This is a genomic window from Neobacillus sp. S1115 (assembly GCF_055385565.1).
Map to the genome: position 1 here is coordinate 3,952,054 of NZ_AP038275.1, position 13,814 is coordinate 3,965,867.

The 13,814-nt window shown below is 40.4% G+C and carries 16 protein-coding genes, 1 other RNA gene and 1 riboswitch; of the genes, 6 read left to right on the forward strand and 11 right to left on the reverse strand.

The genetic code is table 11. From position 1 onward, the window contains the following. Positions 1-182: 182 nt before the first annotated feature. On the forward strand, positions 183-548 hold the full coding sequence (locus tag ACZ5B7_RS19065; protein WP_464490604.1) for a recombinase zinc ribbon domain-containing protein: 366 nt from the start codon (positions 183-185) through the stop codon (positions 546-548). Positions 549-649: 101 nt separating this feature from the next. Further along, positions 650-1,060 carry a GNAT family N-acetyltransferase gene (locus ACZ5B7_RS19070; RefSeq protein ID WP_464490605.1) on the forward strand — a complete coding sequence of 137 codons (411 nt, stop codon included), beginning with the start codon at positions 650-652 and terminating at the stop codon, positions 1,058-1,060. 584 nt (positions 1,061-1,644) lie between these two features. Here the strand turns inward: ACZ5B7_RS19070 and ACZ5B7_RS19075 are convergent. Together ACZ5B7_RS19075 and ACZ5B7_RS19080 are read right to left on the reverse strand one after the other, a co-directional pair. Continuing rightward, positions 1,645-2,415 (reverse strand): hypothetical protein, encoded by a 771-nt coding sequence (locus ACZ5B7_RS19075; protein ID WP_464490606.1) that lies wholly within the window; start codon positions 2,413-2,415, stop codon positions 1,645-1,647. Continuing rightward, positions 2,402-3,451: a hypothetical protein gene (locus tag ACZ5B7_RS19080; RefSeq protein ID WP_464490607.1), complete on the reverse strand. Its 1,050-nt coding sequence runs from the start codon at positions 3,449-3,451 to the stop codon at positions 2,402-2,404. Before ACZ5B7_RS19080 ends, ACZ5B7_RS19075 begins: the two co-directional genes overlap by 14 nt. A gap of 627 nt (positions 3,452-4,078) precedes the next feature. Here ACZ5B7_RS19080 and rnpB point away from each other — a divergent pair. Then, positions 4,079-4,462: RNase P RNA component class B (gene rnpB, locus ACZ5B7_RS19085), an RNA gene on the forward strand. Between the two features lie 74 nt (positions 4,463-4,536). Here the strand turns inward: rnpB and ACZ5B7_RS19090 are convergent. Together ACZ5B7_RS19090 and ACZ5B7_RS19095 are read right to left on the reverse strand one after the other, a co-directional pair. Then, entirely contained in the window at positions 4,537-4,716 is a 180-nt protein-coding gene (locus ACZ5B7_RS19090) for a hypothetical protein (RefSeq protein ID WP_213145500.1), read from the reverse strand. Between the two features lie 118 nt (positions 4,717-4,834). Further along, the gene (locus ACZ5B7_RS19095; RefSeq protein WP_378584863.1) at positions 4,835-5,026 is read right to left on the reverse strand and encodes a hypothetical protein; all 192 of its coding nucleotides are present in this window, start codon (positions 5,024-5,026) and stop codon (positions 4,835-4,837) included. Between the two features lie 204 nt (positions 5,027-5,230). Here ACZ5B7_RS19095 and ACZ5B7_RS19100 point away from each other — a divergent pair, with 204 nt between their 5' ends. Beyond that, positions 5,231-5,755 (forward strand): HD domain-containing protein, encoded by a 525-nt coding sequence (locus ACZ5B7_RS19100; RefSeq protein ID WP_464490608.1) that lies wholly within the window; start codon positions 5,231-5,233, stop codon positions 5,753-5,755. 105 nt (positions 5,756-5,860) lie between these two features. On the opposite strand, the gene ACZ5B7_RS19105 is transcribed toward ACZ5B7_RS19100, so the two are convergent. From ACZ5B7_RS19105 to tenI, 5 genes are read right to left on the reverse strand one after another with little or no spacing between them, the layout of a single operon-like run. Next, on the reverse strand, positions 5,861-6,880 hold the full coding sequence (locus ACZ5B7_RS19105; RefSeq protein ID WP_464490609.1) for a thiazole biosynthesis adenylyltransferase ThiF: 1,020 nt from the start codon (positions 6,878-6,880) through the stop codon (positions 5,861-5,863). Further along, a complete protein-coding gene (locus ACZ5B7_RS19110) occupies positions 6,877-7,644 on the reverse strand; it encodes a thiazole synthase (RefSeq protein WP_464490610.1) in 768 nt (255 codons plus the stop codon). The genes ACZ5B7_RS19105 and ACZ5B7_RS19110 overlap by 4 nt, the downstream gene beginning before the upstream one ends. Before the next feature lies 1 nt (position 7,645). Continuing rightward, positions 7,646-7,849: a sulfur carrier protein ThiS gene (gene thiS / locus ACZ5B7_RS19115; RefSeq protein ID WP_464490611.1), complete on the reverse strand. Its 204-nt coding sequence runs from the start codon at positions 7,847-7,849 to the stop codon at positions 7,646-7,648. Beyond that, entirely contained in the window at positions 7,846-8,982 is a 1,137-nt protein-coding gene (gene thiO / locus ACZ5B7_RS19120) for a glycine oxidase ThiO (RefSeq protein ID WP_464490612.1), read from the reverse strand. The genes thiS and thiO overlap by 4 nt, the downstream gene beginning before the upstream one ends. Beyond that, positions 8,966-9,580, reverse strand: a complete 615-nt coding sequence (tenI, locus tag ACZ5B7_RS19125; protein ID WP_464490613.1) for a thiazole tautomerase TenI — start codon at positions 9,578-9,580, stop codon at positions 8,966-8,968. The genes thiO and tenI overlap by 17 nt, the downstream gene beginning before the upstream one ends. Positions 9,581-9,729: 149 nt before the next feature. After that, positions 9,730-9,839, reverse strand: a riboswitch (TPP riboswitch). A 212-nt stretch (positions 9,840-10,051) separates the two neighbouring features. On the opposite strand from tenI, the gene ACZ5B7_RS19130 reads away from it, so the two are divergent. Both ACZ5B7_RS19130 and ACZ5B7_RS19135 read left to right on the forward strand, forming a co-directional pair. Next, positions 10,052-11,158 (forward strand): histidine kinase N-terminal domain-containing protein, encoded by a 1,107-nt coding sequence (locus ACZ5B7_RS19130; protein ID WP_464490614.1) that lies wholly within the window; start codon positions 10,052-10,054, stop codon positions 11,156-11,158. A gap of 454 nt (positions 11,159-11,612) precedes the next feature. Next, positions 11,613-11,909 (forward strand): hypothetical protein, encoded by a 297-nt coding sequence (locus ACZ5B7_RS19135; RefSeq protein WP_464494528.1) that lies wholly within the window; start codon positions 11,613-11,615, stop codon positions 11,907-11,909. 77 nt (positions 11,910-11,986) lie between these two features. On the opposite strand, the gene ACZ5B7_RS19140 is transcribed toward ACZ5B7_RS19135, so the two are convergent. Further along, positions 11,987-12,433, reverse strand: a complete 447-nt coding sequence (locus ACZ5B7_RS19140; protein WP_464490615.1) for a PaaI family thioesterase — start codon at positions 12,431-12,433, stop codon at positions 11,987-11,989. A gap of 32 nt (positions 12,434-12,465) precedes the next feature. Next, positions 12,466-13,797, reverse strand: a complete 1,332-nt coding sequence (locus tag ACZ5B7_RS19145) for an MFS transporter (RefSeq protein ID WP_464490616.1) — start codon at positions 13,795-13,797, stop codon at positions 12,466-12,468. Positions 13,798-13,814: the final 17 nt, after the last annotated feature.

Below are 13,814 nucleotides of genomic sequence, written 5' to 3' on the forward strand. Positions count from 1 at the left end.
AGTTTCATTTTATTGGAAATTAACAACTCACTATCTATAATTTTTAGGATACCTGGTTTGATTCGGTAAACATGCTTTACAGATTTTTAGGACAAATTCATCTACTAAATACTCTACTATTAATGAATAATGATAGATTATTGTTCATATAATAGTTTTAAAAAGGGAAAGAAGTGGTTCTTATGTCATTTTTTGCAGGAAAAATCTACTGTAATTTTTGTATGAAACCATTTAGAAGAAAGCCTGGAAATCCAGGTAAGTGGGTATGTCAGGGAAATACGCATCATCATACGTGTAATCCAAATATCGTGGAAGAGAACTGGCTAAAATCCGTGATTGGAATGAGATTATATTGGGACGAGAAGGTTTATTTAGATAGATTGCTAGAGGAACAATTAAATCATATTGTTTTTGAAAGCAAACATAGACTAGTAATTAAGTTCAACAATCCTATGATTGACGAAATCAGACTTTTTGATGGAAGTAATTACTATGGGTCAAACTTTAGGGTGTATGATTTGGGTTGGCAGTATGAAGATGTTTCATAATATCGATAACTGGCACCATTAAAACCTTGCGTTCTGGTACTTTTTGGGGAGCCATCCATCCATTACAATTATTTTATCTTAACAAATTGGAGGATGGAAAAATGAAGGATTCTTTACAAATCACGTACAAAATCAATGTTCCAATTAGTGCAGAAGAACTTTCTACCGTTTTTAAAGCATCCGGCATTAAGCGGCCGGTTGACGATTTACCTCGATTGCAGCGGATGCTTGATCATGCTGATCTTACAATTACGGCTTGGGTTGATGAAAAACTGGCTGGAGTAGCCAGAGCTATTACTGATTACAGCTATTGCTGCTATTTATCGGATTTAGCTGTAGACAAGGCCTATCAAAAAATGGGGATCGGCAACGAACTGGTGAGATTGCTGCAAGAGCAAACTGGAGATGAAGTGACGCTTATATTGCTCGCCTCTCCGATTGCGATGGAATATTATCCGCGTATTGGGTTTAAGAAAATAGATAACGGATATATAATTGCACGACAACGTTAAGCAGTTGGGTTTTCATAACGACCGGGACTCGGACTTTTCTTCTCGCTTGGGCGTTATGAGCCCTTTATAACAACCGAAACACGGTTTCTTCCTCTTGTTCGGGAGTTATGACCCTTTTCATAACGACCGAGTCTCGGTTTCCTCTGCGTGCTGAGGCGTTATGAGCCCTTTATAACAACTGAAACACGGTTTCTTCCTCTTGTTCGGGAGTTATAACCCTTTTCATAACGACCGAGTCTCGGTTTTCTCTGCTTCCTGGGGCGTCATAACCCTTTCATAACGACCGAGACACCGTTTTTTCCAATCACCTGGGCGTTATAAAACTTTCATAACGACCGGGACACCGTTTCTTCCGATTACCCGGGCGTTATAAACCTTTTATAACGACCGGAACACTGTTTATTCCGATCACCCGGTCGTTATGACCTTTTCATAACGACCGAGTCTCGGTTTCCTCCGCTCCCTCGGGCGTTATAGACCCTTTATAACGACCGGAATACCGATTATTCCAATCTCCCGGGCGTTATGACCTTGCATTGAATAGCAGCGAACCCAACCTTCCAACAACAGGCCTAACCGGTCTATTACTTAAAAAACAGTACCATCAACACTAATAGAATTGAAACTCCCTGCCCTACAGCCAGCCCAATCAGCCATTTTTTAAATAGGTGTTCCTTCTTCGCAGTGGCATCTGCATTCAGTTTCCATTTTTCTTCCCATTGCTCCTGGAAATCCCTTTGGTCCTGCAGCTGCTTTAGGTTCAATTGCTCCACCTCAGCCATCAGGCTGGCCTCAACATGGTGAAGATTCTTAGAAAGATCCGATAATCTTTCACTCATTGCTTCATATTTTATATTCGTGATAGAGGCCTGGTCAGTAATTCCCTGGGTGAATAGAACACCAATTTGCTCCTGAGATGACCGAATGGCCTCGAGGACCTTTTCGGTTTGCATCTCCATGAACTTATAATCATTGCGCTGCCGTTCTTTTAAATCCTCTAGCAGCTGTTCCGTCTTCGATAAATATTCTTGATATTGCTGATGCCACATGGCAATCTTTTTTTCCAATAGGGTTAACGTTTCATTAAAATGGTGCATCCTGCTGTCAAACAATTCCGACTGAGGAGCGATGATTTCTTCCTTTAGCTTGTCACTGATATCTAAAGGAAAGTGACTAAGTGACTGTCGCAAATTTTCAACAGACTCAAAAACTTCCCCATTCAATTCGGCAATCGTTTGTTCCCGGTCTTTTAATAGTGTCTTTAATTCATCATAAAAAAGAAGGTTATTGATTTTTTTTAACGATTGAATCGCTTCATTATATTTTTCATCCACGGTTCTGTTAGAAGTGCTCATTTCCAATAATCCTTTCTGCTTGCTTTAAAATCAACTGGCTGTATTGATGGTACAACCAGCGTTCCACGTCCGGCGTCTGCTCCCCAAACAATTTCACCTGCCATTTTGAAACGGCTTCTACAAATTCTTCTTTTAAAAATTCATCCAGCTTTTGGAGCCGTTCTAATTCTTGGTTTTGTTCCCAGAGCGCTCTTGTAAATTGTTCTTCTAAAGTTGCCAAGCTCAATTCCTTTTGCCGTTTTTGCTCTTGTAGTTCGGCTGCTTTTTCTGAGGCCATTTGATACTGCTCCTTTTTGGCCGCAGACTGCTGCAAAAGATCTCTTTTTCCAATTTGCTTAACATGATTCAATTGGTTTATATAATACTCGTAAACTAACATGTTGTTTTCATCTAATGTATCTGCAACAATCCGATAATCCTCTTCAAAGTTTTTCAGGACTAAATACTGGTCAAGCCCCCTGCCATGCTTCAAGGAAAGGCTGAACGCCTGCGGATTGGATTGGAATACATAGCTTGTTTCAGGAGCGGCATCGCGAAAAATTCGCGCTAATTTTCTTTCATTATCATCCAACTGCTTTCGATAGAACTCCGCCATCTCCGATTCTACCTCATTAAAGCCCTCTATCAATCTGGTCGTTTTCCTATCCTTGAACACGACTTGATCTTTTTTCGAATCAAATTCAAATTTCGTATGTAAGAGGCAGTTGAATTTTTCCAATTGAATAGTAGCCAACTCCGATAGCAGCCCTTCATAATGGATAATATCCTCTTGTAAATACTGGACGGCCTTGGTCAAATGCTGATAAACCTGCTCTTCTTCTTCGATGCTATCCTTTATCAGCTTTATTTCCTTTTCCATCCGGTCCAGATCAAGATTGTTCTGTCTATGAATGCTTTTCATCTGCATTATTTGATTTTCCGGTGTGAGTACTGTCTTGCCATCAAAGCACGTAAACTCTTCCTTAAAGCGAACCATCGCTTTATGTAACCATTGACGCTTCTCTTCCTCGAGTCTAGCAAGCAAATCGTTGCACATGCTACATAACCTCTATTTAATCATTTTTAAAAATCAAAACTCTCTATTACCATATTTAAGATGATATATACCATCTTACTATAATTTCTAGATTTTTCTAACCTTCCTGTGGATTTTTTTATAAAAAATAAAATGCCAGGCATACACAGAATGCCTGGCTTTATAAGGTTTTACCCTTTGAAATAAAATAAAGCAATTAAAAAAATGATTAAGCCTATTAAGAAAATGGGGCCAACACCGGAACTGTATACGACATAAATTTTAACGTGAAGTATCACATTGATTATAAGAACAATCAATAAGATTAATAATAAAAACATGACAATCAGCACATTATTATTTTTGTTCAAGATATCAGCCCTTTTCAGAAGCTTTTGACGGAGACATTGCTTGTACCTCTTACATAAATATTTTCAATTTGCTGATTTTATGCTATTAGTCCATCAAAGAATAATACTGTGTAAGTAATGGCGCTAATACGATGGAACCGACATTGGTCCACAATTGTTTCATTGATTCACTTTTAATCGAATCTGAAATTGGTAACAATGGAATTAAACTACCATGGATTTTAATTAGTATTCCTGTTATATTAGTTATTGTCGCTTCTAAGCGAAGGTCACATGGAATGGTGAGTAGTCGCGGTTCCTTTATAGGAGCTGAGGAAAGTCCAGGCTCGCACAGTGCTGAGATGCCTGTAGTGTTCGTGCCATCTGCAAAGGTGGGCAGTCAATCTTGATATTGGCTGACGGCGGTGAAATCTGCTAAGTCTCTAGAGATATGCTGAGAATAACCTGAAAGTGCCACAGTGACGATGCTTTTCTGGAAACGGAAAAGGTGGAACGGGTAAACCCCACGAGCGAGCAACCCAAATTTTGGTCGGGGCATCATCCTGCGGGAAATGAACCTAACGGATGGATCAACCAATGGTTGATAGATAGATGACTACTGCTTCCTGTACGAGGCTTGACGCTGTTTGCAGTACGGAAGAACAAAACCTGGCTTACAGCCATTTCATGTGCAAATTTTAATAAAAGTTCTCTTAACAGGTAAAACTTTTTGTTTTACCTGTTTTTATTTTTGGTTTATAAAACAGTCACTGACCCGCGGCTTCTTATTTCAAGTGGATCTTGTGCATCAATTGGTTGATTAACTTCGACCATTGGTGCCTTTGAATCTGCATCCGTTATGTCTTTGACAGGGCTCATTTCAGCGGGTGTCCCCATATCATTCATCACTTCAGGAAATTTGTTTTCTTTTTCCAATACAATCACCTCCACACTTATTATTCCGTTTATTCGTCCAAAAAATGAACATGGAAGAAATTTGATGGAAGGATATTTTTGAAAATGAAATCAAAAAATAAAAAAGAGGAGTAAAAAATTACTCCCCATCTGCCACAACGATTTTATACCCTTGTTGTTTCGGACCATTTTCGTATTCTTCAGCCGAAATTATGTAATAAGTTTCGCCATCGTTATTCGTAATCACGACTTCACTAGGACTTTTATCTACCTTGGCATCCATAAGTTGATCGTATGGAGGACCTAGTAGTTCGGTTAAGTTGTTACTCATGTAAGACACCTCCTATCTGAGTGATTCTAACAGAATTTTATGAAAAGTAAAAGAGAAAATAGGTTAAATCCCCTCTTGGTTTCCCCGCTGTCTCAAATATATCAGCTGCCAAAACATTTTTCCTTATAATCACAAACTTTTTCTAACAAAACAACATTAATTGTTTTATAATACAAAATAACAATTTTTAAGAAGGTGATTAAAATGAGAGAGGTAACATTAATTCAAATTTTCAATCATCATATTGCAAAAAAATATTTGAGCCGGTCTGGAATTGTACATGCTATTGCTTGTGCCTACCATGCCTTTAAGTTGGCAAAAGAACGCGGCGTTTCCGTTGATCTGGCAACAAAAGCAGCATTGCTGCACGATATGGGTCATTACACTTGGTATCGCAACGGCAAATGGGATTATGATTTATATAAACAAAATGATATACACGCAATTAAGGGTGCGGAAAGGGCCCATAAATTATTGATCCGGTTGGGAGAAAATCCGATTATAGCCAAAGAAATCGCACTGGCCGTTTTATTCCATACGGATTCTTACATGCCGGAAGGTTTTATCAACCGGACCCCGTTGCAAGAAATCGTCAAATTAGCCGATGAGATGGACGAGGAGCAAGGCGGAATGCACCACTATCGAAAAATGGATCGAGATAGAGCCATAAAAATGATAGAGCGGTTAGACGAAATGGTTAAGGAAGAACTGAAAAGCAATGAGTTATAAAATAGGGAAAGGGCGATGCTTCTTGTGAATTTCGCCCTTCTTGATAAAGTTTTCTTTAAATAGGTTCACTTAGTGACAATTAATTTCCAATCGTTTCACTACCCTTTACCCCAAATATTTATGGTACAGCGCTCTCGCTTCCGAAACATCCTTCGTGCCGTGTACCAAAACTCTTCCGTCTTTAAAAATGACTAAGCGGTTAGCATTCACGGTATAGGAGAGAAGGTACGGGTTTCTCTGTACAGCTCCAGTTTGTTTCGCTAATATTTTTTCTAACGCTTCAAGGTCGCGCACCATTGGAACGGAGGGACGGATTTGAACCGAATCCCTTCCACAAAGGACCGCCGTTTTTGTTTGATTTTCAAAGGATAAATAAGGGTACGAGCGCTGCGGCCCGCAAGAAGGACAATCCATCTTTTTCAATTTATCTACCTGAATGGCACTATATTGGTTTTTCCATAAATCAAAGGAAACGAGCTTGTTTCTTAATGAGTCCACATCTCCGACCAAGATTTTCAATGCTTCACTTATTTGGAACGAGACAACCATGTTTACAGCTGGACTAATTATTCCGGCCGTGTCACAGGTTAACCCTCCCAGAGGAACTGTTTCAAGCAAACAAGATAGGCAAGGCGTTTTTTCAGGAATGATTGTGTAGGAAATGCCGTAGCTTCCCACACAAGCACCGTAAATCCAGGGAACTCCGGCTTTTTGCGAGACATCATTTATCAGCATTCTTGTTTCAAAATTATCCGTTGCGTCCATCATCAGATCTGCTTCTTTTGCCCAGTCTTCAAGCTCTAAGACTGAAGCATCTGCAATGATGGCCTCAATCATCACAGATGCGTTTATTGCTGTTAACCGATTTTTGGCAGCGATTGCTTTTGGAATTCGATTTTTCGCATCTTCCTCTGTAAATAACTGCTGCCGCTGTAAATTGGACCACTCGACATAATCCCGATCCACGATGGTTAGTTTGCCGATGCCAGCCCGGACAAGTGCTTCGGCACTTGCAGATCCAAGTGCTCCAACTCCAATGATGAGGACGTGTTTATTGGAAATTTGCTGCTGGCCGTCTTTTCCTATCGGCGGAAACAACTCTTGCCTAGAGTATCGATTATTCACCCGATACTCATTCCTTCCTTAGGGCTGCTGGCTGTCGCATATCGCTTTTTCTCGATTCTGCCCGCTTCATAACCAAGCCTTCCCGCTTCAATCGCCAATTTCATCGCTTTTGCCATTTTAACCGGATCCTTTGCTGCTGAAACTGCGGTATTTAATAACACACCGTCTGCTCCTAACTCCATCGCATAAGCGGCATCGCCTGGTGAGCCGATTCCCGCATCAACAATCACTGGTACAACGGCTTGTTCGATAATAAACTGGAGGTTTACCGGATTGATAATACCCTGCCCAGATCCTATTGGCGACGCCCCTGGCATGACAGCATGGCAGCCTGCTTCTTGAAGTTTCCGGACTAGCACCACATCGTCAGAGGTATAAGGGAGTACAATAAAGCCTTCCTTCACCAATTCTTCGGTGGCCTTTAGCGTTTCAATCGGGTCAGGAAGTAACGTTTTATCACAGCCGATCACTTCCACTTTAATCATGTCGCATAAGCCTGATGCTTTCGCTAACTTAGCGATTCGGACAGCCTCTGCAGCTGTTTTCGCTCCTGCTGTGTTTGGCAGCAGCGTATATTTATTGGTATCTAGCTGCTCTAAAAAATTCGGCTGGCTGGCTTCAAAAATATTCATCCGTCTAACTGCAAACGTAAGGATTTCTGCTTCTGACACTTCGACCGCCTGCTTTTGGATGTCAAAGCTTGGATACTTCCCTGTCCCAAGCAATAAACGAGATTGGAAGGATAATGGACCAATTTTTAACATATCAACCGCCTCCTACAAAATGAACTATTTCAATTCGATCTTTATCTGCTAATCTAGTACTTTGGTGTTCCAGCTTGGTTAAAATTTCACCGTTTACTTCGACCACAACGACTTTATCATGGATTTCAAAATGCTGAAGAACATCTGAAACAAATACCATACTGTCTGATAATTGGGTCCATTCGCCATTTAATAATACCTTCATGGTTTACCTCCTACCAACATATTTCTGTCGAGCCGGAAAGCTGATAGCAGATTCTCATCTTTCAGTCTGCCTTCGATTAATTCAGCCACTAGTTTCCCTGTAATCGGGCTAAGTAGAATCCCATTGCGAAAATGCCCTGCTGCCACAAACAAATTTTTCCACCTCGGATGCGCGCCAATGTAAGGCAGTCCATCACCTGTCTGTGGCCTAATTCCAGCCCACACCCTCTCCCACGCTGCCTCTTTAATTTGCGGTATGATTTGGGTTGCTCTTTCCAGCAAAGTGGAAATCCCTTTTGCTGTTACCTTTTTATCGAATGTATGTTCAATCATGGTCGCACCAATATAAATTTCTCCATTCTTTTTTGGTACAAGATAGCAGCGTTTATCTGAAAAAATGGTTCTATTGATAATTGGCCTTTCTGTTTTAACGGAAAAGCATTCACCTTTAACAGGATACATGTTCATCTCTAAACCAGATTCACGGATTAATTGGGCCGCCCAAGCACCGGCCGCAACAACAAAGTTATCACTAAGGATGGTTCCGTTCGTGGTTTGCACCCCTATCACCTGACCGTTTTGATAAAGAAAAGATAGCACTTCGGTGTTTTCAAGTATTTTAGCACCAAAATGGACCGCCGCTTTTGCGAACGCCTGCGTTAACTTTGCAGGCTGTACATGCCCGTCGTTCGGGAGATACATCGCTCCAGGTACGCTTGTTGAAAGTGACGGTTCCATTTCTCGTAATTCCTTCGCATCCAGCCATTTTATGGTTGGATCCCATTTCTTTTGAAAGGTGACCTGTTTTTTTACTTCTTCTGCTATGTCTTCGGTTTCTGCAATTTTTAACATCCCTTTATTGACAAACTCGATTTCCACACCAGTAGTTTCCAATAATTCATTAGCGAGAGCCGAAAACATTGATTGACTTTTTATCGCCAACTGAAATAATGGACCGTCATGTTCAAGTTCAGCTTGCGCAGCCAGCATTCCGGCGGCAGCACTTGATGCTTGGCAGCCGATTTGTTCTTTCTCAATAATGATGACTTTTCTTCCTTGCTTTGATAACTGATAGGCAATCGAGGCTCCATTAACACCACCTCCAATTATGGCAACATCAAATGTATGATCCATATTTCTCACCTCCATCTCTAAATGCATGTATGTAAGACTTTACGGCTAATAAGGGGTCACGAGCATCTAAAACACCTGACATGACAGCGATACCCGTTGCCCCTGCCTGTAGGACTTCTTCCATATTCTCCGGCGTTATCCCGCCAATGGCAATCACCGGAATGTTCAGCTGTGACAGCCGTGTTAATTCTTCTAGCCCTTTTGGGGTCTTTCCTGGTTTTGATTGCGAAGGGAAGACATGACCGTATAGAACGAAATCAGCTCCATTCTCCTTTGCATTTTGTCCTTCTTCATAGGAGTGAATGGAAGTCCCGACCCTAAGTTGAGGAAAATGCTCCTTTACACAGGCTGTATCTAAACTATGATAGGCTAATTGAACACCAAGGGCCTTTGCCACGATTGCAACATCTACCCGATCGTTAATCACGATTTTTGATGGAGGGACGTTTTCATTTGTTAAAAGTTCGACTGCTTGAAAAAGTTCCTTTGCTGATTTTTGTTTTTCCCGCAAGTGTAGCGCAGTTACAAATGGATGAATATCCTTCGCTATTTCAGCCAATTGATGGATCGACATTTTACCATTGGATATAAGATGCAACTCTTTTTCTTTTAGACTAGTAAAAATACAACTCCCCCCCTTTGAATGGATTTCGCCGGTCTAAGGAAGCGCAAAACAGGCAAAACAAAAAGCCACTTCCTTTTGTAAGAAAGTGGCCGAAATTTAGAAATAAAAATTTTGCTCTCCAAAAATCCCGTTGTCCACTTCCCTACGCTGGCATTAACCAGATCAGGTTCATAGAGTCCCGAAGTCACACTTCAATCTCAGCCTTTTCAAAAAGGCACCTCTAGCGGATTTGATTCATATTCATTTGAAAAGATTACCTCATATGGATATATGGTAACATTTTATTCAAAAAAGTCAAACATTTCAAACCTTATTTGCTCGTACATTTCATCAAATTGCTTTGAAATATTTCTTATATACACCTATTTTGAGGCACGAGAACCGTCCCCATGCATCAAATTTTTATGCTATAATCACTTTAATATAGTGGAAAGCAGGCTGTGTATGGATAAAAAAGTAGGCCAATTTCTAATTGAGAATGAACAAAAGTTTATACATTTTTGGGAAGAGCAAATTATTATCCATTATTACCGGGATAATCCAGAGCTAATATTAAAGAACGGTCATTTAATGTACCATCTCATAACAAATTCAATTTTAAAGGGATTCTCTGATGAAGATGTTAAATTATTGGCGCACAAAGTAGCCCTGGAACGGGTCGAGGCTAATGTCAATATTGGGGAATTTGTTTATAATGTAAATCTGGGTAGAAGTATAATTATTAAATATTTAAACCTTTCCGGACTCATACCAGAAGAGCTGCAGCCAACGATTGACTTGGTCAATAAACAGTTCGATTTATTCTGTTTCTATGCTGTTTCTAAGTACACCGAAATCAAAGATAAGAAACTACAAGAACAAAATTTATTTATTTCCCAAACACATAAGGACCGGTTGGCGATTCTTGGACAAATGTCTTCTAGCTTTGTTCATGAATTTCGCAACCCGCTCACTTCCGTTATGGGCTTTATAAAACTATTAAAGCACGAGCATCCTAATCTACCATATTTAGATGTTGTCAGCCAAGAATTAGATCAACTTAAGTTCAGAATTACTCAGTTCCTTCATACATCAAAACTGAACACGCTGGCAGAAAGCCAGAATGAAGACATTACCATCCATTTATTAATAGAAGAAGTGCTTGATTTCCTCTATCCAAGCATCGTCGATGGCAATGTCCAAATTCATACAAATATCGATGCTGATATTTGTATCACGGGCGATCGGAATGAGTTAAAACAAGTTTTTCTCAATCTTTTAATAAACGCAGTTGACGCTGTGTGTGAAGAAGAAAATCTGCGGAAAATTGATATCCAAACAAATATAGATGATCACCAAATTAAGATTCGTATTTCTAATAATGGCCCTACTATCGATCCTGAAGCAGTACATTTAATTTTCGAACCCTTCTTCACTACTAAGAAACTAGGCACAGGTATCGGCTTATTCGTTTGTAAGAATATTGTTGAGAAACATCACGGTGAAATAGAATGTATGTCTGATAATCATGTTACTACCTTTCAACTTACGTTACCTATTAAAAAGAATTAAAATCCATTTACACCGCCCATGCGGTGTTTTTTATTTGTGTAATATATTCGTTTAAATGAGCAGTCGGTCACATATTGCTTTTCAATGCGACCGAACTTTCAATGATTTTCTCCGGGTATGGAGTTTTTTGCTTTCATAGTCCAAAGGAAAAACGCGCTAAAAACGGTTACCCTTTTAAAAGAACTAGATTGCCAAAATTCAAAGATGCTGCGTGAATCTTTACCAGTACCAGATCATCGTTAAGTATAGGTTTTTCTACCTCTTCTGTTTAAGAACATCGGGTGTACCGTACTTCGTGTACACAACTGCTTTCATTACCCCACCTCTATTGCGTTATATTCATTCATATGTTTTGAAGATTACGAATTAGACCAATAGTCTTAACAAGTGACGAATCCTTTGTCTTATAGGGTTTTCTTCTGTATACTCAAAACCGAGGAGTGATTACGTGATAATGCATGTTTATGAAAAATTAGAGGTCGCCCTTGAAGATTGGGAAATGATGAAGAAAGCTTCAGAGGATGAAAGCGAAGAATGTGCCGAACGGTTTGAAAGGCATTTTTATGAGTTTATTGACGAATTAAAGATTTGGTTTCAGCAATTGGACCAACCGCCAGCCACTATCGATGATGCAGAAAATCTTCCTGAAATCAGTGATATAATCGAGCGTTTACCGGCACCGCTTCAACTCAACTTTTTAACAGAATTGGAGTTAATTGTTGAAGGTGAAGACCAGGTCCGCTACGATTGATCCCCTCCAAAATTCACAAGTGGTGACGCACGGGGACGGTTCTCATGTTTTGGAAGCATGAGAACCGTCCCCATGTTTTATTTTAGCTGAACTCTCTTTCGTTCCGGATTTCCTTTTAAGATCATACACGTACTAGTAGAATGTCCTACTAGACTTCCTTTTTCATCATATACTTGACATTCCAGCAATCCCACTGTAGAGCCTTTCTTAATGAGTTGCCCCTCAGCTCGAAGCTTCGATTTAAAAATCGGTTTAAGGAAATTAAATTTAATTTCAACTGTCGTAAACAGTTCATCGTCTGAGAGCGTTGTGACAAAAGCATATCCCATCGCAGCATCCGCAATGTCACACAGAATCCCGCCATGCAGCGTCCCCATTGGGTTATGTAATCGATCAGAAGCTTCCATTTCAATCACAACTCTGCCTTCTTCCACCTCTACCACTTGAAACCCAAGTACTTCCGCAACTGGTACAAGAGGTACTTCACCTGTCATCATTTTCTTCATACCTTCTAAGCGACTCATACTATTCACCTTCCAAAATTATTTTTATTCTATTAAACTTGAATATTGATTTCTCCTTTATGTGCCCTCTTTCCATACCAGATAAGGATGAAGAGAGAACCTACGAGAACAATTATTAGCAGCAAATAGATGTGCTGAAATGTGGAAATAAAAGGTATTTTAGCTTGAAAGCTGATTAATACGCCACATATTGCGACAGCTAAAGAGCCTCCAAAAAATTGGCTGAGTTGACTTAACCCCATACCAGAACCAATCTGGTCTTTGGCTAAAATGCGAGATACTTCATTTGACAAGGCGGATATTATCGTTGAAAGAGCTGGAGCGAATATGATATAGCCAAACATTACGATGTAAGGCGATACCTGTACCAGCATTGTCATAAAGATCATACTTGCGGCCATGAGAAAATGCCCGATTATCAGGAAGCGATAATTGCCATACCGGTCAATCCAACTTCCGACCCGCCTAATCATAATGGCAGATAATAGTGATCCTGGACACATCATCAATCCTACAGCTCCTGCAGGCAAATGAAACCCATCTGCCAACAATAAAGGCAGCATAAAGAGCATTGACATATTCAGTATAAAAGCACAAAAACTAACAACAAGAAGTTTTCGATAACCATGATGCAGAAACAGGTTGGGGAGTACAAATGGATTTTCCGCCTTGCGTAGGTGCCATATGTTCACGGCTAGTGCACCAAAACTTAGGAGTAGAAACCATAGGGACAATTGCATGACGCAAATCAACAGCGATACCACTGCAATGGCAGTAAGGGCTGCGCCGGAAATATCAAATCTGAATTCAGTGGGGATTTCTGGTGGCAATAGCTTCCACAATACCGGTACCAATGGAATAACCATGCAGGTAATAAGAAAAAGTCCATTCCAGCCAATAAACTGGGTGATTACTCCGCCAATCACTGGTCCCAAAGCAAAAGCAAGAGATGTCCCTGATGCGATAATGGTAATGGCCCGTCCACGGCGCTCGAACGGCACGTAACGGCTTGCCAAGACAATACCTAATCCTGGCACAGCACCGGCACCGCTTGCCTGTATCAAACGAGCCGCCATAAGAATACCAAAACTATGCGTGAAAAAGCCTACGATGGATGCCGCCCCTAGTAGGATTAGACCAACGAACAGCAGCTTCCGAATCGGCACATAATCGGATAATCGGCTGAAGATTACTGTTGATAAGGCAAACACAATGGAATACCCTGACACAATCCAGGAGCCTTCACCGGCTGTTATGTGTAATTCGTGTATGATGGTTGGCAGGGCAACGTTGAACATCGTCGTATTCATGAGGACCAAAAATGACCCGATTGCCCATACGGGGATAATAATTCTATCGTTCAAGTTGAAACCATCCTTTG